The following is an 18944-nucleotide window of genomic DNA, read 5'->3' as shown; positions in this document are numbered from 1 at the left end:
GTCAATAAAATTCTCCAATATACTTCCCTCCCAATATTGAAATAGTCTAGCTATTATAAAAAATATTCCAACAATGGAGAGAGCATGCTAACAGGATTAAATTATTTTAAATTTTAGTAAAATTGCATAGCTAGCACGAAAATGAAGATGAAAAGAATACCAAATCCTAATACATACGCTAGCAATACTGGATTAAGTAATAGAGGATGCTTTTCTGCTGTTTTTGAATTGTGATCATGCTCCCCCCCTTTTTGTGCATTCACTGTTTTTCCGACATTCACCGTGTAAATCAGAGATATCACGGCTAATATAAGCCCGATACTGACCAATGTAGTGACCATACTCAAATCAACCACCTTTTTTATATAAAGTACGATATAACGGATTTAATTCTTCTTTTATATTTAGGCAAATTCACTGTTATTATACACAGAAGAAGAGTAGTCATTTTTTAAAAAGGAAAACTATGCTATATTAGTATCAGGTGTTAATATCATATATAAATTAACGAGGTGAACAATTTGACGGACTTATTAAGAGTGAAAGATAAAAACTTTGTAGTGATGGGTGTAGCAAATGAAAGAAGTCTTGCATGGGGGGGTGTGGCAAAATCACTTCATCAAGCAGGAGCAAACCTTATTTTTACCTACCGAAAAGAAAGATCTTTATCCAAATTAACAAAGTTATTAGAAAAGACAGAGATCGATGCTAAATTAGTTGTAGAATGTGATGTCAATAGTGATGAAAGCATACAGGAAGCTTTCTCGAAAATTGGTGAGCAAGTGAGTGTCATACATGGGGGGGTGGTTCATTCAATCGCATTTGCCAATTCGGAAGATTTGAAAAATAGTTTTGTGAACACATCACGTGAGGGTTATGCATTTGCACAGGACACTAGTGCCTATTCATTAATAGCTGTAGCAAGAGAAGCACAGCCATTGATGTCAGAAGGTGGATCGATTATTGCGATGAGTTATTTAGGTGCAGAACGTGTAGTAGAAGGATATAACGTAATGGGTGTAGCAAAAGCAGCGTTAGAATCAACAGTAAAGTATTTAGCAATGGACTTAGGCAGTTTAAATATCAGAGTCAATGCTATTTCAGCAGGTGCTATTAAAACCTTAGCAGCAAAAGGTGTACCATCTTTTAATGAAATATTGCATAAAATAGAAGAAACTGCCCCACTTAAGCGAAATGTAACACAATCCGAAGTAGGAGATATGTCCCTTGCCATGTTAAGTGATTTGTCTCGAGCGGTGACAGGTGAGATCGTATATGTCGATTCTGGTTACAACATATTAGGGTAGTTATTTTACTGTTTGTAAGCCCTTTGCTGATCGTATTCTCCTTTTCGGTTATTCCACAATTACTTATGTTGTGCTATAATGATGAGCGTGAAATTAATGGGAGAATTAAGTGAGGTATTATGAAAAAATTATTAATTATTTTATTCGTTGTTTTCTTCACGGTCGGGTTTTATTTTATAGGTACAATGGCTACTGTAGAAAGTGAGTCATTATCATTTAAGAAAGCAGTATTATCTGAAAAAAAGTAGAGCAATTAACGTTACCAGAGCAAAAGTTGGTTCGTTTTCTAAAGATAAAGGATCTGGAGATTAATGCTAGTTCTGCTTATCTTATCAATGCGGAGACAGGCAGAGTATTATATGAAAAAAATAGTGATCTACCACTTCCGACTGCAAGCATGTCTAAAATGATGACAGAACTACTTGTATTAGAAGCGATTGATAAACAAATTATTAATTGGGATACATCTGTTTCGATTAGTGATTATGTATATGCGATCTCCAGTCAACCAGGTTTTGCTTCTGTTCATTTAGAGCAGGATAAGGTTTATACCGTAAAGGATTTATTTGATGCAATGGCAATTCATTCTGCAAATGGGGCAGCAATAGCTCTAGCTGAGGCAGTCGCAACTAGCGAAAAAGATTTTGTTATGAAAATGAATGAAAAGGCAGAACAATTAGGCTTAGCGAAGTCTCAATTTGTTAATAGTACTGGACTTGATAATGAGCATCTTGGAAAGTATTTTTCTGTTGGCACATTTGAGGATACAAATACAATGTCTGCAAAGGATATCGCCACTCTGGCACAATACTTGATCAATAAATATCCTGAACTATTGGAAGTCATCAGTCAAAATCAATATATAAAAAACGATCAATATTATCATAATACAAATTGGATGTTACCAGGTGTCACCGCTTATGGATTAGCTTATCAAGGTGTCGACGGTTTGAAAACAGGTTTTACAGATCTTGCAGGCTACTGTTTTGCTGGGACAGTGGAGGAAGACGGAGTTCGCCTTATTTCTGTCGTCATGGGGACTTCTTCTAAAACGGAGCGGTTTGAGGAAACAGAAAAGCTATATGATGCTGCTTTTGAGCTTTATTGAGTATACTCTGTTTAAAAATATTGAAAAAGCTGATTGTATGTGTAAAAGCATATGATCAGCTTTTTTTATGTGAGAAATTTCCATTAAATATTGCCGCTTGTTGATGCTAAATGTTTAAAAAATATGCACTAACTTGCAGCTTAGAATACCATTCTAGGCAAGCTCATCAGGATTTTAACAACAATTACATAGCAAAAACCCGACAAATTCTTATCTCATTAGTATTTGACCTAATTCACATAAGGAAATACTGGAAAACCTTATTTCAGAAAAATTTTATGGTTATTTTCCTTATTCATGTGTATCTATTTTATATTAACAACAAACAATAAAGTAATAATTTTATAAAAGAAGGTAGATTGATGAGAAGGCAACGGACTTTGAAGCGAAATATAGAAGCAGATAACAATATTAAGAAAGATCTGAAAGAAAATCAAGAAATGCTACAGGAGATTTTTCATAACAGTATTGACATTAAATTTAGAAATTTTCAACTTCAAAATCAAGAAAAGACCTCCGCATTTATTTGCTATATGGAAGGAATGGTTAGCGAGGAGTTTATTCATTTTAACATCATGGATGGGTTAGTAGGAACTGACTTGAAGGATATGAACGTAGATTCTCCTGGATTTATAACCATTCTGAAAAATCAGATGATAAAAGCACCATCAATGAAGGATTCAATCATACTAGATGAAGTAATAGACGGAATATTAACAGGACAAACTGCAATTTTTATCAATCAATCTGACCGGGTACTTTTAGTTACTACAGTCCATTTCCAATCTAGAGGTATTGAAGAGCCGGAGACGGAGGCAACTGTTAGAGGCTCTAGAGAAGGATTTAATGAAGTTATACAAACGAATACTTCTTTGATACGGCGTAAAATTAATAATCCTAATTTAATTTTTGAGGAATTAATAATTGGTAAAGAAACTAAAACGAAAGTAAGAATTGCATATTTAGATAATGTCGCTAATAAAGAAGTGATAGAAGAAGTTAGAACACGTCTTAAGAAGATAAAAACAGATGCCATTCTAGAAACAGGATACCTTGAACAATATATAGAGGACCATCCTTCTTCTATCTTCCCAACGATCGGTAATAGCGAAAAATCAGATAAAGTTGCAGCAAAAATATTAGAAGGTAGGGTTGCTATTTTTTGTGATGGTACACCATTTGTATTGACGGTTCCACATCTATTTATTGAAGTTTTTCAAGTTCCAGAAGATTATTATATAAATACTTATACCTCATCATTAATTCGTATCTTTCGAATAATGTCATTGTTTTTGACAGTTTCTACTCCCGCGGTATTCGTAGCGGCGGCTACTTTTCATCATGAAATGGTTCCTACACTACTTCTAACAACGATGGCTGCTGCAGAGGAGAGAGTTCCGTTTCCTATTCTTTTAGAAGCTATCATCATGATCGTCATTTTTGAATTGTTGAGAGAAGCAGGGGGTCCGAATGCCTAGACCAATAGGATCTGCAGTAAGTATAGTAGGTGCTTTAGTCATTGGAGAAGCGGCTGTTCAAGCTGGTATTGTAGGAGCTCCGATGGTAATTGTTGTAGCTTTGACAGCAATTACTGGATTTGTAGTGACACCTTTAAATAATGCTGTGATATTAATGAGGTATATCTTATTGTTATTATCTGGTACATTCGGATTTTATGGCATACTAATTGGTACTCTCTTCATGGTTGCTCATGTTGTTTCTTTAAGATCCTTTGGCGTACCATATCTAACTCCTTTAGCACCGATGGTTACGAAGGAATTAAGAGATAGTATCATCAGACTACCATTAAAATTTTTGCAGAGTAAGTCAAAATCAATTATAAGAAAGAGGTTCTAATCTATAGGGTGTAGATCAATGCGGAAATGCTATTATGAGGAGTTGGCATTATTGAAAAGGCTATTGCTGGTTTTATTTATATCTGGAACTGTTTTAGTAGGTTGTTGGGATGTGCAAGAATTAACAGAGTTAGGAATTGTAACTGCAATAGCGATTGATAAGGATGAGGAGACTGGGGAATATATTTTGACTTCTCAATATCTTCGTCCCTCTGCAGAAAGTACTTTTGCACCCTCCCAAGAGGAGCCTTTTTTAATTGTTTCTGTTAAGGGCAGAACAATTTCAGAGTTAATGAGAAAAGCAAATCATAAAATAGATAGAAAGTCTTTTTATGCCCATAATAAAGTAATAGTAGTAAGTGAACAGGTAGCTAAGGAAGGTTTGGTATCTTTATTTGAAACCTTTCAAAGGAAACAGGAAGTCCGTAGCTATGTGTGGGTTGCGGTAGCACATGAAACAAGTGCTTTCGCTAGTTTAGAAAAACAACAGAACAGCATTTCTAAACTTCCTGCTGATTTTTTGTATAGTTTATTTGATAATGCTGAATATGATGCAGTAGCTACTAATTTACTAACATTTTATAAAGATGCATTAAAAATGGGGGAATAATCCCGTTTTAGGTGTTCTTAAATTAGAAAATGATTTAAATTTATCAGGAGGTGCTGTGTTTAAAAAGGATAAACTTGTAGGGTTTATCAATAATGAAGAAACGATGGCATATAACTGGATTACTAATAAAAACATAAACAGCCAGATTGGTGCTTTAACTTTTCCTTATAAAGAAAACAACTATATAACACTCGAGTTATCTGAATTAGAATCTAAAATTGTTCCTAATGTTACAAATAAAACCGATATATCTTTCACTATAGAAATAAAGAAAACAGTAGAGATTGCTGAGCAGCAACAAATGAAAAATTTCTCCAGCAATGAAGATGTTGTTCATTTTATCGAAGAAATTGAAAAAATTGCGGAATCTGAAATCGAAGGTAAAATAATTCAAGTGTTATCAAAAGCGCAAGATGAATTTCAAGCAGATATTTTTGGGTTCGGTGATATGTTAAACAAAAAAAATCCTGCCGTATGGACTCAAATGAAAAAAATTGGGAGACTGAATTTTCAAACGTCTCATTTGATTTGGATGTGCAAGTGGAAATTCTAAATTCTGGATTAATACAGGGATCATTAAAACCTAAGTAATAACCTAATGAAAAAATTTCTTTGTAAGTTGTACTATGATTACGAGTATAAGAATTAATGCATAGGTCAAGCCACTAAATATGAGGAAGGCTAGTATAGGATCTGCTTTAAGTACATTTGGATCAAGCATTGAAAAAAATCTCCTTTTTAATATTTTGCTTTTTTCTTTATCATTATAATGAATAATACTAATATTGGTAGCAATGAATATAAAAGTATAGCATAGACTCCTCCTTCCATACCCTTCCATCTCTGGTCATCTAAACTAGAAAAACGATATTGAGTAATAATGGGCAATAGCAAGCCAAAGATAGTAATTACCCACTTGGGATTAGATCTATTAAATAGCCATGTTAAAGCTAAGGAAAAACCAAAAAAATGTAAAGCTGTTTTGTAAAATCCACCGATAAACATAATAAACACACCAATGCTGTCAAGATTTGTAAAAATCATTGCAATATGGATAGATAACAAAGTTTCTAATAATGGTATTTCAGACCTTGAGGTAAACTCAGGTCCTAAAATAGCAAGAAATACTATTAGCGATGTTATTATGAATAAAGTCGAAATAGTAACGGCTATAAAAGTTGTTCTTCTAATTAGATGCTGTTTGTTAATATAATGCCAGAAAATGAGAAAGACCACCAATTCACCAAATGGAAATGCAATTACGCTCGGTAATTCTTTTAAAATCGGTTTATAGCCATTAGCAAGAATTGGTTGAAGATTGGAGAGTTGAAAATCTTCTGAAATAAAAGTTAAGAAGTAAATCAGCATTAAAAATAAAATAAAATAAGGTGCAAGTATTTCAATCGTCCTTGCAACTGTTTCCATACCTTTATGTAAAATGTATACCATTACAGCAATAAATAAATATAAAATAACCAATAATGGAGTGTTTGGTAAAGCTGTGATTCTAATTAGTACACCAAATTCATAGAAATTATGTGTTGTTTGACTAAAAAAATATATACCATACAGCATTAGAAGCGGTTTTGCTAGAATGACACCTAAACTGTCTATTAAGATTTCAGAAAAGTTCTGGTTTGGATAGTATCGAGGAATTTGCGTGTAAGTCCATAATAAAATAAAGCTTAGTAAATACGAAATAAGAACAACAATCCATGCATTGCGGTCAGCGCCTATTCCTAATGCGAACAGGGTGGTACTCCCAATCTCAAATACTAATATCAATGAAAAAAGTTGTATATTTGAAATTTTGTTCATGATTACATACTTCCTTACTTATAGTTAACATATAATAACTTAGTCTTTGTCATACTATTATTACCATAATAATAGTAAAGTATAACTAACATAAAGAAGCTGAATTTTGGACAAAAAAGTCTAATCTCCATAAGTAAGAAAGATATGGGATTAGACAAATATTTTTTAAAATAATGAGAAACGTGGATTTCTTTTAATACCAAGGATAATAAGGATACGGAGGATAAAAAAAGGATACAATAATAGATTGGTTAGTAATCCAAAAGGATATCGTTGCCGACGAAACCGGCGATATCTTCTTCGGCCTGGTCCATAATAACCATATTGTCGATTCATTTGCTCTTCCTCGATCTCCTCTGGAATTAACATCGTTACACCAGAGTTATCAATGCTATCAATAATGCCTTCAATTTCTGAACCATCATGAAGTTGGCCTGCAACATAATAGCTCATATATTTTTGGCATAGTTTTTTCATTTCATCCTGCTGGTACATTCCTTCAGGATACTGATACATGAGTAATCACTCCTTCCTTCTCTGTACACATCCATGATATTCACCTAGTTCATTAAATGTGACTGGTTTGTTATAAACACTAGTCCCCCCCCTTCGACTGCTGATATGCTATACTTAAAAAACAAAGAGGTTGAAGGAGTTTTACTATGGGTAAAAAAGGTTGGATTATTTACAATGGTAATTTAAATAGTGACAAATTTACAGAACAAGTAGATTGGCTAATGAGAACAGCTTCTTCTTTTGGTTTTGATATGAAGGCGATTAAAAATAACGAAATATTAGTGACGATAGAAAATAGTACGACGACATTAACTGGAGTGGAAGAACTTCCGGATTTCGTCTTTTTTTGGGATAAAGATTTATTTTTAGCAAGACAATTGGAAAAAATGGGAATTCGGTTATTCAATTCAGCAAAAGCTATAGAAATTTGTGATGATAAAGCATTAACATATCAACATCTTGCAGATCAACAGATCAATATGCCGAAAACCATTATTGCACCAAAAATTTTTGTGGAATTACAGGACAGCAGCCATTTGCAAATGATTAAGCAAGCGTTAGGTTTTCCATTAATAATAAAAGAGGTATTTGGTTCTTTTGGGGGAGCAGGTTTATTTGATACATAATGAAGAAGAGTTAGTGCAAAAAGTAACCGAGCTTGGAAACAAATCTTATATTTTCCAATCATATCTCCAATCAAGCTATGGGAAAGATCTGCGTTTAAATGTGGTTGGAGATCAAGTAGTTGCTTCGATGCTGCGCCAATCCGAACATGATTTTCGGGCAAATGTAACAGCAGGTGGAAATATGTATCCTTATCAACCAACAGATCAGGAAAAAGAGCTGGCCGTTCGTTGCAGTCAATTAATTGGAGCAGACTTTGCCGGTGTGGATGTACTTTTTGGAGAGAATGGGGGAACCGGTGCTATGTGAAGTAAATTCAAACGCACATTTTAAAAATATTTATGATTGCACTGGAATTGATATTACAATAAATATGATGAGTTATATTCAGCAGGTATTAGAAGGTAGGCATGTATGATGAAGGCATGGATTGTGTATCAACAGGAAGACGCCATTAGAAATCGCGCATATATCGAATGGTTTATAAAAGAAGCAAAGATGCTGCAGATTGAATTAAAACTTGTGCTCGCTGATCAATTGCAATATGGAGTGAAAAGTAATCAGCTCTTCCTTGAATGGGAGCAAGAAGATTTCTTGCCTGATTTTATAATTATGCGGGCGATCGATGATCTTTTAAGCAATCAATTTGAAGCACTTGATATTCCAGTATACAACACTGCTTCTGTCGCCAGTATCACCAATGACAAGGCAAAAACACATCAATTATTGGCACAGCATGACATCCCAATGGTTGATACTTATTTTTATAATCGGTCAACATTGAATAAACGCTCGTTTCGCACATTTCCTATTGTTATAAAAGAAGTCGCTGGTCGCGGAGGTAAGCAAGTATTTAAAATAAATTCTAATCAAGAGTTAAAGGAGATACTAGAAAAACTAAAAGGTGACAGGTTTATCGTGCAGGCTCTAGCGAAGCCTGGAAAAGATCTAAGAGTATTTGTGATTGGCAAAAAAATCATTGCTGCAATTTTAAGAGAGTCCAGCGATGATTTTAGAGCGAATTACTCACTAGGTGGTACGGCAAGATCCTATCAATTGCAACAACGAGAAAAAGAAATAGTAGAAAAGATTGTTGAAATATTTCCATTTGGCATGGTCGGAATAGATCTTATATTTGATGAAGAAGATCGACCGTTATTTAATGAAATAGAAGATGTAGTGGGAAGCAGGACCTTAAGTGTGCAAACGAATATTAACATTGTCCGACTGTATTTACAGTTTATCATAGCTGATTTGAACTCTTATTAAAAAAACGCTTATTTCAACATTATACATATTGGCAGAATATATGAGTTATCTTTCTTCTTTGTAGTCGTCACTTTTCTTATGCTATAATTTAATTAACTACAGTGTATTCCCTCAATTTTTTCCGTATAAAAACATTACCATAGATAAAATAAACATCCAATGAAGAGAGGAATGTGTCTTAATTGAATATATTAACATCAAAGCTCTTAGAAGTAGTTCTTGCGGTACTTCCGATAACAATTATTGTGGTAGTTTTAAACTTCACAATCACTTCACTTGATATTGCTTTAATCCTTCGTTTTCTTATCGGTGCAGTCTTTATTATTTTAGGATTATCGATCTTTTTATTAGGAGTGGAAATCGGTATTACTCCAATCGGTAATCATATGGGAAAGATGATAGCAAAGTCTAATAAGATATGGATCGTGATATTAGCTGGTTTATTCTTAGGCTTTATTATATCTATTGCTGAACCTGATTTGCATATTTTAGCAGGACAGGTCGACTCAATCACAGCCGGAGCAGTATCTAAATACATGATTGTGGTTGTCGTTTCAATTGGAATTGCTGCATTACTTTCACTCGGATTGATCCGGATTGTGCACAATATTCCATTATTTAAAATTTTAACTGTTCTTTATGGAATTGTACTGGTAATTGCGATTTTTACTTCGCCACAATTTTTGGCAATTTCATTTGATGCTGCCGGTGCCACTACTGGAGCGTTAACAGTACCATTTATTCTAGCGTTATCAATAGGTATTTCAATGTTAAAGAAAGATAGTAAGGCATCAGAAAAAGATAGCTTTGGTCTAGTCGCAATTGTTTCAGTTGGTGCGATTATTACTGTTATGTTAATGAGTATCATTACGGATCAAAATGAATTAACAGGGACAATAGAACAGAGTCATCAAGTTTCCAACTCGTTATTTGGACCATTTATTAGTGAATTCGGTCATATTTCCAAAGAAGTATTTATTGCGTTATTACCGATTATTTTAATCTTTTTAATATTTCAGAAGATATCATTTAAATTATCAAAGAGTAGCTTTCGCAAAATTATTACAGGTCTTGTTTTTACTTTTATCGGATTGGTATTGTTCTTAGTAGGGGGGTAAATGCTGGTTTTATGGAATTAGGTACGGAATTAGGTTATAGTATTGCCTCCTTAGATAATAAGGCGTATATTGTTATTATTGGTTTAATTCTAGGAATTGTAACAATATTAGCGGAACCTGCTGTCTACGTATTAACCAACCAGATTGAAGATGTAACAAGTGGTTATGTAAAACGAAAAGTAGTATTATTTACCTTGGCAATAGGTGTAGGGGTAGCAATTGCATTATCAATGCTGAGAATCTTGATTCCAGAATTGCAATTATGGCATTATCTGCTACCCGGGTATGCAATTGCTATTGGATTAATGTATATCACACCAAAGCTTTTTGTTGGTATTGCATTTGATTCTGGAGGTGTTGCATCAGGTCCGATGACCGCAACCTTTATTCTTGCTTTTACTTATGGAGCAGCTGATGCTATTGAAGGTGCAGATGTACTAGTAGATGGATTTGGTATGATAGCGATGGTGGCATTAACCCCCCCGCTGATTGCCTTACAAATATTAGGGTTAATATTTAAGATGAAGTCGAAAAAAGGAGGCTTAGAATAATATGACCTCGCAGGAAAAAATACCTCATTTCGAGTTGATACATGTGATTGTGAAAGATGGTTTAGGAAGTAAAATTTTAAAAGAGGCAAAAAAGTGTGGTGTTTCTGGTGGTACCCTTTGTATTGGCAGGGGGACAATTAGTAACAAGATTTTAAAGCTTTTAGCCATTACAGATATGAAAAAAGAGATTGTTATGATGATCTCTAATCGCAAAACAACAACAAAAACATTAGAACATTTAAATAAAGTGTTTCATTTTGAAAAACCGAATCATGGTATTGTGTTTACCACGTCCTTAACAAGTTTAATGGGAACGAGAAGTTGTCAAATAGATGACGATGATGAAAGAGGGGGATGGAAAAATCATGTACCAGAATATTATGGCTGTTGTAGATAAAGGAAAAGCGGAAGATGTAATAGAATCTGCTCAAAAGGCAGGATCTAAAGGTGGGACAATTCTTAATGCCCGTGGTTCGGGTGTGCATGAAACAAGTAAATTATTTTCGATGGATATTGAACCGGAGAAAGAAATCGTGATGATCTTATCTGATGAAAATTATACTGAGGCGATTGTAACTAAAATCCGCGAAGATTTAAAAATTGATGAACCAGGTAATGGGATCATTTTTGTGCAGGACGTCAATCAAACCTATGGAATTTATGAATAAGTAACGAAAGAAAGTGGACAAATTTTCTAATAATTATAGAAGTTGTCCACTTTCTTTATCATAAAATACAATGGTAACTGAGATTAATTAGACGTAATGGGTAACTATTTATTTACTTAAAGTTCCAGTTTGAGTACCACTTTTCAAAGTCTTTTGGTGGTAATGGTTTGCTGAAGTGATAGCCTTGCAATACATCACAACCATGTTTCTTTAAAAAAGTGATATGTTCTTCGGTTTCGACACCTTCTGCAATTGTTACAATATCAAGATTATGTGCAAGCATAATAATTGTAGATATTATATCACGATCATCGACATCTACTGATATATCTTTGACAAAGGACTGATCGATCTTTAAATGATCAATCGGGAATTTCTTTAAATAGCTTAAGGAGCTGTATCCTGTACCAAAATCATCAATCGCAATACATACGCCTAATTTCTTTAATTCATTTAAAATTGTTGAGGCTGAATCTGCGTCCATTGCCATCGATTCCGTAATTTCAAGCTCTAAATATTTGGGATCAACGTCAGCTTCTTCTAAGATTTGCTGAATGGTTGGTACTAAATCATGCTGATAAAACTGCCTGATAGAGAGATTTACGGAAACAGGGAATTTTGGTAATCCTTGTTGATGCCAAGCTTTAATTTGTTGGCACGCTTCTTTCAAAACCCATTCACCAATGGGAACAATCAGTCCGCTTTCCTCTGCTAAAGGTATAAATTCAGCCGGTGAAATCATGCCAAGTTCTTTATTGTTCCAGCGAATTAGTGCTTCAACACCGCGAATTGTTTTTGAATTAGCATTTATTTGTGGCTGATATAAGAGAATAAATTCTTTATTCGTAATGGCTTTTCTTAATAAAGATTCCATCTCAACATTGCCTTGAATTTTACTATGCATGGAATCGCAATAAAATTGAAAGTTATTTTTTCCATTTCTTTTGGCATGATACATTGCATTATCTGCTTCTTAATCAATGTTTTGGCATCCTGTCCATCATGAGGATAGATACTTATTCCAATACTAGGTGTTGCAACTAAATCGATCCCTTCTAAGTCATATGGTAACGATAAACTTTTTTAATAATTTTTCAGCGATTGCTTTTGATTTAGCTTCTGTAGTTTGCTCTAATAATAAAATAAATTCGTCACCACCGTAGCGAAATGCAGTACTAGTTGAAGGTTTATTAGACTGAATTCGTTGTGCTACTTTTTTTAAAAGTACGTCGCCATATTCATGTCCGAGTGAATCATTCACAATTTTAAAACGATCTAAATCCAAGAAAAAAATAGCAAATTCTGCTGAAGTATTATTAGATAAAAGTTTTTTTAACAGGTAATGAAAATGATGCTGGTTTGGCAGTGCTGTTAAATAATCATGGTATGCCATATAATTCAGCTTTTCTTCGAATTTTTTCTTGTCAGTTATGTCTTTTCCTAAGCAGTGGATACCTGTAACTTCACCATCAACTATAATTGGAATAACGGTTACGTGTAGGTGAACTCGTTCTTGCTGTTTGTTGAACATACATGTTTCATACTGTACCGCATTTCCACTCTTAACTTTTGCATATTCCTCTGCTGTGCGTTCTCTTTCCTCTGGAACAATATGAGGCAGGAAGGGAGTGCCAATTAATTCATCAGCAGTATATCCCATCAGTCTTCTGTTGCTTTATTCATATATGAAAATCGACCATTTAAATCAAATGAAAGTACTGCATCTATGTTATTTTCATATATCGAGCGGTAGCGCTGTTCACTTTCTTGTAACGCATTAGACATTCTTTTTTCTTCAGAAATATCTCGGGCTATGCCGATTATTCCTGCAACTTTGTCTTTAGTAATAATCGGTACTGCTGTAACATCTAAAATTAAAATGTTCTGTTGTTTATCTAAAACTCTTAATTCGACTTGAACACTTTGTTTATTCAATACCAATTGAAAATGCTCATTGGTAAGTTCCATATCGTCAGGATAGACGACATCGCTAAAATTTTTTAATAACATTTCTTCCTTCGTATACTTTAATATACGGTAGTTCGCAGGATTCGTATTGATGAAATATCCCTCGTTGTCCATCATAAATATTAAATCAGGATTATAATCAAATAAAGCTTCTAGTTGTTGATGAGTATTTTTTAACAGAGCTTCTGTATGATGTTTATCGCTAATATCATTAAATAAAGTAATTACATAAGGGTTCTTATCAGTGAAATTAACTTGCTTTAATTTCAGATTAACAGGAACGTTTTTGCCTTCCTTTGTAACATGAATAGATTCCAGTTCAAGTACTTTTCCTCTTTTTAATTCCGTATGATTAATAGTAGCCTTCTTTAAAAAATCACTTTCAACTAAATCGAATGGTGACATCGTAAGCAATTCGTCTTTCGTGTACTTCATATGTTCCACAGCAGCATCATTTGCCTCGATTATATGCAAAAAACCATCTTTCTTAGCTTCCGTAATAAACATCGGATCAGGTATCTGATTTAATAAGGTTATTAACTCTTTGTATGAAAAAGGTGATGGCATGATGATACGCTCCTTTATGTACTTTTAATATAGATGTAATGGCGTTCATTTTTAAAAATTAAGTACTTTTACCCATTATACCATAAAAAATAAGTTCCAAATATCCTCTGTAGTTAGTAAAATATAGTTATTAATTTCTATTTAAAAATTTTAAGGAGGTCTTGATATAAAGATGATTGAAGTAAGACAGATAGAGAAGAAATTTGGTTCTTTTAAAGCGTTAAACGGCATTAATTTTGAAGTGAAACAAGGCGAAGTATATGGATTTATAGGACCGAATGGTGCTGGAAAGTCGACAACAATTCGTATTTTGTTAGGAATCATACAAGCTACTTCAGGTAATGCTCTCATTTTTGGAAAGGATGTTTGGAAAGAGGCTGTTGATATTCACCGTAGGGTTGCCTATGTACCTGGAGATGTATATTTATGGGAAAGCTTAACTGGTGGGGAAATAATTGATACTTTTTTAAAATTAAAAGGGAGTATTAATAAACAGAAGCGAGATGAATTGGTGGAACGATTTCAGCTTGACCCGAGAAAGAAAGCTGGATCTTATTCGAAAGGTAATCGTCAAAAAATTGCTTTGATCTCTGCATTTTCTTCAGATGCTGATTTGTATATCCTGGATGAACCTACAGCAGGTTTAGATCCATTAATGGAGCAAATTTTTCAGGAGTGTGTACAGGAAGTAAAAGCTAACGGTAAAAGTGTATTGCTGTCCAGTCATATTTTATCAGAAGTGGAGAAGCTTTGTGATCGAGTAGGTATTATTCGCGAGGGAGAAATGATCGAAAGTGGCACACTTGATGAATTACGACATTTAACAAGAACTCATATTCAACTAAAAACAGAAAGATCTGCTGAAGCCCTTCAACAGTTAAAGGGAGTGCATGATTTTATCGAAAACGATGAGGAGTATTCTTTTCAAGTTGATACAGAACGTTTAGCAAAAGTAATAGAAGAACTTAGCAAGTATGGTGTTAGGAAGTTAGAGAGTATGCCGCCAACCTTAGAAGCCTTATTTATGCGTCATTATCAAAATGACTACCGTTCGAAGGAAGGGTAATAACATGTTATTTCATAAACTGTTAGAACTGTTCTTTTTCAAATGGCGTCAGACGAGAATCTCAAGTATAATATGGACCATTTCATTGGTCGGTGTAAGCCTTTTAACGGCTTCAGCCTTTAGTGGGATGTATCAAAATCAACAGGAACGTCAAGCGATAGCAGAGACAATGGAAAATCCCGCTATGATTGCAATGGTAGGACCTGGTTATGGTATTGAGGATTATACGAATGGTGCGATGATGGCCCACCAGATGTTATTGTTTACGGCGATCGTCCTTGCGATTATGAGTATATTGTTAGTCGCTAAAATGACGAGAAAAGAGGAGGAAGAAGGAAAGTATGAATTAATCAGATCATTACCTGTAGGCCGATTGTCTGGGCTAAGTGCTTCCTTAATTTTAGTAAGTTTATTAAATGTTGCGATTGGTTTATTGACAGCAATTGGTTTAATAGCCATAGATGTTGAAGGAATGGATATACAAGGATCTATTTTATATGGCGCTACACTGGCAGCTGCCGGTTTAATTTTTACTGGAATTACTGCGATTATCTCGCAGCTAATGGAAACGTCAAGAGCCACAATTGGCTTATCAATTGGAATATTATTATTCTGCTATTTAATGCGAGCAATTGGAGATGTCAGCAGTGAAATGTTAAGTCTTATTTCTCCTCTTGGTTTGCTTATAAGAACAGAGGTATACGTGGATAATTATTGGTGGCCGATTGTGGTAATTCTTCTCTTATTTTTAATTTTTATTATCATAGCATTCTATCTGAATAATATCAGAGATGTAGGAGCTGGACTTCTTCCATCAAAGCCTGGCAAACAAGAAGCATCAAAATGGTTGTTATCTCCAATAGGACTAATTTTAAGATTACAAAGAACTGCGATTATTTCCTGGCTGTGTGCCATGCTATTAATAGGGGGTTTCTTATGGTTCCGTTTTTGGAGATCTGGAATCGTTTTTTGAAGGGAATGAAGTGGTAAAGCAAATGTTAGGGTCTGATCCTGAGTATACCTTGACAGAACAATTTATTACGATGTTGATGGTCGTTTTAGCTATTCTCGCAACCGTACCGGCAATCTTAATTTTCCTCAAAATAAGAGGAGAAGAAAAGAAGGAGCGTAACGAGCATTTATTAACAAGGGGTGTCTCTAGGTATCAGTTGCTGGCGCATTATTTTATTCTTGCGATAGTTATCGGAGTGCTCTCTTTATTTCTTGCAATCTTTGGTTTATGGATGACTGCTACTAACGTGATGGTAGATCCTATTCCGTTAACTAATTTATTAAAAGCGGGGATGGCTTACATTCCGGCGATGTTGATTATTTTAATTCTAGCTACTTTTTTATTCGGATTTTTGCCAAGGTGGACACCGCTAGTATGGATGTATTTGGTGTATTCTTTTTTTACGGTTTATCTAGGTGGATTGCTCGACATGCCCGCTTGGGTGGCGAATATATCCAGTTTTTCTCATATTCCTCAGCTTCCTGTTGAGGAGTTTAGTTGGAAACCTATTGAGGTATTGCTGGTCATTTGTATAATTAGTGCAATTTTAAGCTTTATCGGCTATCGCAAAAGAGATGCATTAGGCTGAGAAAATATCAAAAACCTGTTCCGTTTAAAAAAGGAACAGGTTTTTTCTGATCTATAATGCTCTATAGCTTATTCCGCTAACTTAGCGGTAATGTTGTTTGTGTTCCGTATATCGGAATAGCTGCCATAAGGAAAAATGAATGTCCAGGGCATACTGGTATGAGCCTCTAACTGTAATCGATGTTCAGTAAAATTTTCTTCTCCAATTTGAGTTGAGTGTTCGAAGAGTTCCACATTTATTGTACTGAGATCGTTAGTAACAGCTTCAAAATTGTGGATTAAAACCGTTACTAATAAATCATTACGGTGATTATAAGCAATTCGAATTGGTACAAGTTTAATGTTATGTTCCTGCTCATTTTTTGTTTGTTCAAAGCGATTTTTGATATATTGCTTATCATGGTCGCTAATAGTCTTTTCCCAAGCTTTTTCGAAATATAGCTTTTGCATTTACACAGCTCCTTATAATATTTTTTGAGATTAGATAAATATTAGTCATTTTTTGTCGATATAATAAACAAGGGAGGATTTATTTAATGAAAAAATTACTAAAGGATCGAAAATTATCGACCAAGCTTTATTCCATTCTTGGTTTAGCAATTATTGTTATTATTGTAAGTAGTGCATTATTGATGAATACCATTTTAACAGTAAGTGACGATTTAAAACAACAGCTTTATGATGATCTTTACCAGCCTTCGTCAAATTTATTGAACGCAGATCGAGATTTATATCAATCTGATCAGGCACTTATCACTTCTTTTTTGGATGAGGGAAATAAAGAAGAGTACATGTCGGTATATGAGGAGAATGTACAACAAGTAGAAGAACAAATGAAAAATGTCGAAGCAATATTGAAAAATAATACAAATCTTGATCAATCAGTCACCGAAAAACACTTTGCTAGTTTTAATGCCAGCTTTGATAGATGGAAAAATATAAGTGAGTCGATATTTCAATCTACGGACAGAGTCATGATTAATAGTTTGTTAGACAACATGCGTGAAGAATTTGATCTGGCAAGAAATGAAATAGATCTATTGCAACAAGAGTTAGAAGCAACAACAACTGTCACTTTAGAGGAAATTGAGCAGACTACTAACATTATTTTTATTTTCTTTATTATCGTGATATTAATTTTTATTGGCTTATTATTTTTATTAAGTTTCCTTTTAATTAAACAAATCACTAAACCAATCTCACAGCTTGTTGACGTTAATGAGCAGATTGCAAATGGTAATTTGAATATTGAAAGATTGATGATGATCGAAAAGATGAGATCGGAAGCCTGGCTAAAAGTACCAATCGTATGATAGATGAACTGAAAAATATGGTGCAGAATATTAAAGAAATATCTGTGGAAGTCAACGATCAAAGTAGGGAGTTATCACAATCTTCTGATGAAGTGAGTCAAGGTTCTCAACAGATTGCGACTACTATGGAAGAAATGTCTCGTGGAGCAGAACAACAGGCAAGTGCTTCAAGCGATATTTCAAGTTCTATGGAAGAATTACACAGAAAGATTGGCGTATCTAGTCAAGAAGGAGAATCCTTACAAACAGATTCACAAGAGGTTTTGTCATTATCTAAGACTAGTGAAACACAAATGAATGAATCAGTAGAATTTATGAAACAAATTACTTCGATGATGAAAACGACAGTAGCTAAAGTAAAAGGATTAGAGGATCAATCAAATAAAATATCAACATTGATAGATGTGATTCAGGGTATTGCAGAACAAACCAACTTATTAGCATTAAACGCTGCTATTGAAGCAGCTCGAGCTGGTGAATCCGGTAAAGGTTTTGCGGTTGTAGCAGATGAAGTTCGTAAATTAGCCGAACAAGTAAGTGATTCCGTTACAGAAATTACAGATATTATTGGTGGATTACAATCTGAAACCACAGAAGTAGCTGGAGCTTTAGAAGGTGGTTATACTAAAGTAGAAGCGGGTAATCAGCAGATTTTAGAAAGCCAGCAAAGCTTTCAAACGATTCAGTCCTCCATGGCAAATATGATGGAACGAATCAACGTTATTACAGGTAACCTTAATGAAATTGCAACTTCTAGTGAAAAAGTAAGCAGTTCAAGCACGGATATTGCATCGACATCAGAAGAGGTAGCGGCTGGAATTGAAGAAAGCTCAGCAACAGCTGAACAACAGTCAGCTAGCATGCAGGAAATATCTAGTAATGCAGATTCTCTTGCCAAGTTATCGCAAGATTTAAATCGTTTAATTAGTAGATTTAAAGTATAGATTTTTTTAAAAAAGTGTAAAACAAAAGCGTGGCAATAACT

General features: G+C 34.3%; 24 protein-coding genes and 2 pseudogenes. 19 read left to right on the top strand and 7 right to left on the bottom strand.

Annotation, left to right across the window (positions count from 1 at the left end; all coding sequences use genetic code 11):
• Positions 1-113: 113 nt before the first annotated feature.
• Positions 114-341 (bottom strand): hypothetical protein, encoded by a 228-nt coding sequence (locus JCM21714_RS13260; RefSeq protein ID WP_035724997.1) that lies wholly within the window; start codon positions 339-341, stop codon positions 114-116.
• Between the two features lie 180 nt (positions 342-521).
• Between JCM21714_RS13260 and fabI the strand changes: the two genes are divergently transcribed.
• From fabI to JCM21714_RS13235, 7 genes are all read left to right on the top strand, one after another.
• The gene (fabI, locus tag JCM21714_RS13255; RefSeq protein WP_035724995.1) at positions 522-1307 is read left to right on the top strand and encodes an enoyl-ACP reductase FabI; all 786 of its coding nucleotides are present in this window, start codon (positions 522-524) and stop codon (positions 1305-1307) included.
• Between the two features lie 119 nt (positions 1308-1426).
• Positions 1427-1555: a hypothetical protein gene (locus tag JCM21714_RS23150; RefSeq protein WP_268748359.1), complete on the top strand. Its 129-nt coding sequence runs from the start codon at positions 1427-1429 to the stop codon at positions 1553-1555.
• Between the two features lie 26 nt (positions 1556-1581).
• Complete coding sequence (locus JCM21714_RS13250) at positions 1582-2415, top strand: D-alanyl-D-alanine carboxypeptidase family protein (RefSeq protein WP_052000653.1); 834 nt, start codon at positions 1582-1584, stop codon at positions 2413-2415.
• Positions 2416-2777: 362 nt separating this feature from the next.
• Entirely contained in the window at positions 2778-3893 is a 1116-nt protein-coding gene (locus JCM21714_RS13245; RefSeq protein ID WP_235182861.1) for a spore germination protein, read from the top strand.
• Positions 3886-4272: a spore germination protein gene (locus JCM21714_RS21875; protein WP_235182860.1), complete on the top strand. Its 387-nt coding sequence runs from the start codon at positions 3886-3888 to the stop codon at positions 4270-4272. Before JCM21714_RS13245 ends, JCM21714_RS21875 begins: the two co-directional genes overlap by 8 nt.
• Positions 4273-4323: 51 nt before the next feature.
• Positions 4324-4881 (top strand): Ger(x)C family spore germination protein, encoded by a 558-nt coding sequence (locus tag JCM21714_RS13240; protein ID WP_148295042.1) that lies wholly within the window; start codon positions 4324-4326, stop codon positions 4879-4881.
• A 55-nt stretch (positions 4882-4936) separates the two neighbouring features.
• A complete protein-coding gene (locus tag JCM21714_RS13235; RefSeq protein WP_035724991.1) occupies positions 4937-5434 on the top strand; it encodes a Ger(x)C family spore germination C-terminal domain-containing protein in 498 nt (165 codons plus the stop codon).
• 185 nt (positions 5435-5619) lie between these two features.
• Here the strand turns inward: JCM21714_RS13235 and JCM21714_RS13230 are convergent, their stop codons facing one another.
• Together JCM21714_RS13230 and JCM21714_RS13225 are read right to left on the bottom strand one after the other, a co-directional pair.
• A complete protein-coding gene (locus JCM21714_RS13230) occupies positions 5620-6699 on the bottom strand; it encodes a GerAB/ArcD/ProY family transporter (protein WP_052000651.1) in 1080 nt (359 codons plus the stop codon).
• Positions 6700-6864: 165 nt separating this feature from the next.
• Entirely contained in the window at positions 6865-7215 is a 351-nt protein-coding gene (locus JCM21714_RS13225) for a hypothetical protein (RefSeq protein ID WP_052000650.1), read from the bottom strand.
• 146 nt (positions 7216-7361) lie between these two features.
• Here JCM21714_RS13225 and JCM21714_RS21870 point away from each other — a divergent pair, with 146 nt between their 5' ends.
• The 7 genes from JCM21714_RS21870 to JCM21714_RS21845 all read left to right on the top strand — a co-directional run bounded on the left by JCM21714_RS21870 (position 7362) and on the right by JCM21714_RS21845 (position 11445).
• Positions 7362-7841, top strand: coding sequence for an ATP-grasp domain-containing protein (locus tag JCM21714_RS21870; protein WP_235182859.1), 480 nt, complete (start codon positions 7362-7364; stop codon positions 7839-7841).
• On the top strand, positions 7831-8148 hold the full coding sequence (locus JCM21714_RS21865; protein ID WP_235182858.1) for an ATP-grasp domain-containing protein: 318 nt from the start codon (positions 7831-7833) through the stop codon (positions 8146-8148). The genes JCM21714_RS21870 and JCM21714_RS21865 overlap by 11 nt, the downstream gene beginning before the upstream one ends.
• A 105-nt stretch (positions 8149-8253) precedes the next feature.
• Complete coding sequence (locus JCM21714_RS13215; RefSeq protein WP_035724988.1) at positions 8254-9108, top strand: ATP-grasp domain-containing protein; 855 nt, start codon at positions 8254-8256, stop codon at positions 9106-9108.
• Positions 9109-9290: 182 nt separating this feature from the next.
• Positions 9291-10226: a DUF1538 domain-containing protein gene (locus tag JCM21714_RS21860; RefSeq protein WP_235182857.1), complete on the top strand. Its 936-nt coding sequence runs from the start codon at positions 9291-9293 to the stop codon at positions 10224-10226.
• A gap of 11 nt (positions 10227-10237) precedes the next feature.
• Complete coding sequence (locus tag JCM21714_RS21855) at positions 10238-10777, top strand: DUF1538 domain-containing protein (RefSeq protein ID WP_235182856.1); 540 nt, start codon at positions 10238-10240, stop codon at positions 10775-10777.
• 1 nt (position 10778) lies between these two features.
• A complete protein-coding gene (locus JCM21714_RS21850; protein ID WP_235182855.1) occupies positions 10779-11174 on the top strand; it encodes a hypothetical protein in 396 nt (131 codons plus the stop codon).
• Entirely contained in the window at positions 11143-11445 is a 303-nt protein-coding gene (locus tag JCM21714_RS21845; protein ID WP_235182854.1) for a P-II family nitrogen regulator, read from the top strand. Before JCM21714_RS21850 ends, JCM21714_RS21845 begins: the two co-directional genes overlap by 32 nt.
• 112 nt (positions 11446-11557) lie before the next feature.
• On the opposite strand, the gene JCM21714_RS21840 is transcribed toward JCM21714_RS21845, so the two are convergent.
• The 3 genes and pseudogenes from JCM21714_RS21840 to JCM21714_RS24820 form a co-directional block, all read right to left on the bottom strand.
• Positions 11558-12403, bottom strand: coding sequence for a putative bifunctional diguanylate cyclase/phosphodiesterase (locus JCM21714_RS21840; protein ID WP_052000648.1), 846 nt, complete (start codon positions 12401-12403; stop codon positions 11558-11560).
• A gap of 102 nt (positions 12404-12505) precedes the next feature.
• Positions 12506-13593 (bottom strand): annotated as a pseudogene (locus JCM21714_RS24825) (sensor domain-containing diguanylate cyclase).
• 60 nt (positions 13594-13653) lie between these two features.
• Positions 13654-13920: pseudogene (locus tag JCM21714_RS24820) on the bottom strand (PAS domain-containing protein); the annotation flags it as partial.
• 226 nt (positions 13921-14146) lie between these two features.
• Between JCM21714_RS24820 and JCM21714_RS13190 the strand changes: the two are divergent.
• From JCM21714_RS13190 to JCM21714_RS21820, 3 genes are read left to right on the top strand one after another with little or no spacing between them, the layout of a single operon-like run.
• Positions 14147-15046: an ABC transporter ATP-binding protein gene (locus JCM21714_RS13190; RefSeq protein ID WP_035724982.1), complete on the top strand. Its 900-nt coding sequence runs from the start codon at positions 14147-14149 to the stop codon at positions 15044-15046.
• A 4-nt stretch (positions 15047-15050) separates the two neighbouring features.
• The gene (locus tag JCM21714_RS21825; RefSeq protein WP_235182853.1) at positions 15051-16019 is read left to right on the top strand and encodes an ABC transporter permease; all 969 of its coding nucleotides are present in this window, start codon (positions 15051-15053) and stop codon (positions 16017-16019) included.
• A gap of 10 nt (positions 16020-16029) precedes the next feature.
• Positions 16030-16647, top strand: coding sequence for an efflux permease Rv1217c-related protein (locus JCM21714_RS21820; protein ID WP_235182852.1), 618 nt, complete (start codon positions 16030-16032; stop codon positions 16645-16647).
• A gap of 68 nt (positions 16648-16715) precedes the next feature.
• On the opposite strand, the gene JCM21714_RS13180 is transcribed toward JCM21714_RS21820, so the two are convergent.
• Positions 16716-17096 (bottom strand): SLAP domain-containing protein, encoded by a 381-nt coding sequence (locus tag JCM21714_RS13180; protein WP_052000644.1) that lies wholly within the window; start codon positions 17094-17096, stop codon positions 16716-16718.
• A gap of 86 nt (positions 17097-17182) precedes the next feature.
• Between JCM21714_RS13180 and JCM21714_RS21815 the strand changes: the two genes are divergently transcribed.
• Both JCM21714_RS21815 and JCM21714_RS13175 read left to right on the top strand, forming a co-directional pair.
• The gene (locus JCM21714_RS21815; protein ID WP_052000642.1) at positions 17183-17959 is read left to right on the top strand and encodes a HAMP domain-containing protein; all 777 of its coding nucleotides are present in this window, start codon (positions 17183-17185) and stop codon (positions 17957-17959) included.
• Positions 17902-18903 (top strand): methyl-accepting chemotaxis protein, encoded by a 1002-nt coding sequence (locus tag JCM21714_RS13175; protein ID WP_369403597.1) that lies wholly within the window; start codon positions 17902-17904, stop codon positions 18901-18903. The genes JCM21714_RS21815 and JCM21714_RS13175 overlap by 58 nt, the downstream gene beginning before the upstream one ends.
• The last annotated feature ends 41 nt before the right edge of the window (positions 18904-18944 follow it).

It is taken from the genome of Gracilibacillus boraciitolerans JCM 21714, from assembly GCF_000521485.1.
Lineage (GTDB): Bacteria > Bacillota > Bacilli > Bacillales > Amphibacillaceae > Gracilibacillus > Gracilibacillus boraciitolerans.
This window is presented reverse-complemented; position numbering and strand designations above follow the sequence as displayed.

Bases quoted from the DNA above. Each gene is read 5' to 3' on its own strand.
- JCM21714_RS13260 (WP_035724997.1), bottom strand. From the start codon at position 341: ATGGTCACTACATTGGTCAGTATCGGGCTTATATTAGCCGTGATATCT.
- JCM21714_RS23150 (WP_268748359.1), top strand. From the start codon at position 1,427: ATGAAAAAATTATTAATTATTTTATTCGTTGTTTTCTTCACGGTCGGG.
- JCM21714_RS13245 (WP_235182861.1), top strand. From the start codon at position 2,778: ATGAGAAGGCAACGGACTTTGAAGCGAAATATAGAAGCAGATAACAAT.
- JCM21714_RS21875 (WP_235182860.1), top strand. From the start codon at position 3,886: ATGCCTAGACCAATAGGATCTGCAGTAAGTATAGTAGGTGCTTTAGTC.
- JCM21714_RS13230 (WP_052000651.1), bottom strand. From the start codon at position 6,699: ATGAACAAAATTTCAAATATACAACTTTTTTCATTGATATTAGTATTT.
- JCM21714_RS13225 (WP_052000650.1), bottom strand. From the start codon at position 7,215: ATGTATCAGTATCCTGAAGGAATGTACCAGCAGGATGAAATGAAAAAA.
- JCM21714_RS21870 (WP_235182859.1), top strand. From the start codon at position 7,362: ATGGGTAAAAAAGGTTGGATTATTTACAATGGTAATTTAAATAGTGAC.
- JCM21714_RS13215 (WP_035724988.1), top strand. From the start codon at position 8,254: ATGATGAAGGCATGGATTGTGTATCAACAGGAAGACGCCATTAGAAAT.
- JCM21714_RS21855 (WP_235182856.1), top strand. From the start codon at position 10,238: ATGGAATTAGGTACGGAATTAGGTTATAGTATTGCCTCCTTAGATAAT.
- JCM21714_RS21850 (WP_235182855.1), top strand. From the start codon at position 10,779: ATGACCTCGCAGGAAAAAATACCTCATTTCGAGTTGATACATGTGATT.
- JCM21714_RS21845 (WP_235182854.1), top strand. From the start codon at position 11,143: ATGTACCAGAATATTATGGCTGTTGTAGATAAAGGAAAAGCGGAAGAT.
- JCM21714_RS21840 (WP_052000648.1), bottom strand. From the start codon at position 12,403: ATGTATCATGCCAAAAGAAATGGAAAAAATAACTTTCAATTTTATTGC.
- JCM21714_RS21825 (WP_235182853.1), top strand. From the start codon at position 15,051: ATGTTATTTCATAAACTGTTAGAACTGTTCTTTTTCAAATGGCGTCAG.
- JCM21714_RS13180 (WP_052000644.1), bottom strand. From the start codon at position 17,096: ATGCAAAAGCTATATTTCGAAAAAGCTTGGGAAAAGACTATTAGCGAC.
- JCM21714_RS21815 (WP_052000642.1), top strand. From the start codon at position 17,183: ATGAAAAAATTACTAAAGGATCGAAAATTATCGACCAAGCTTTATTCC.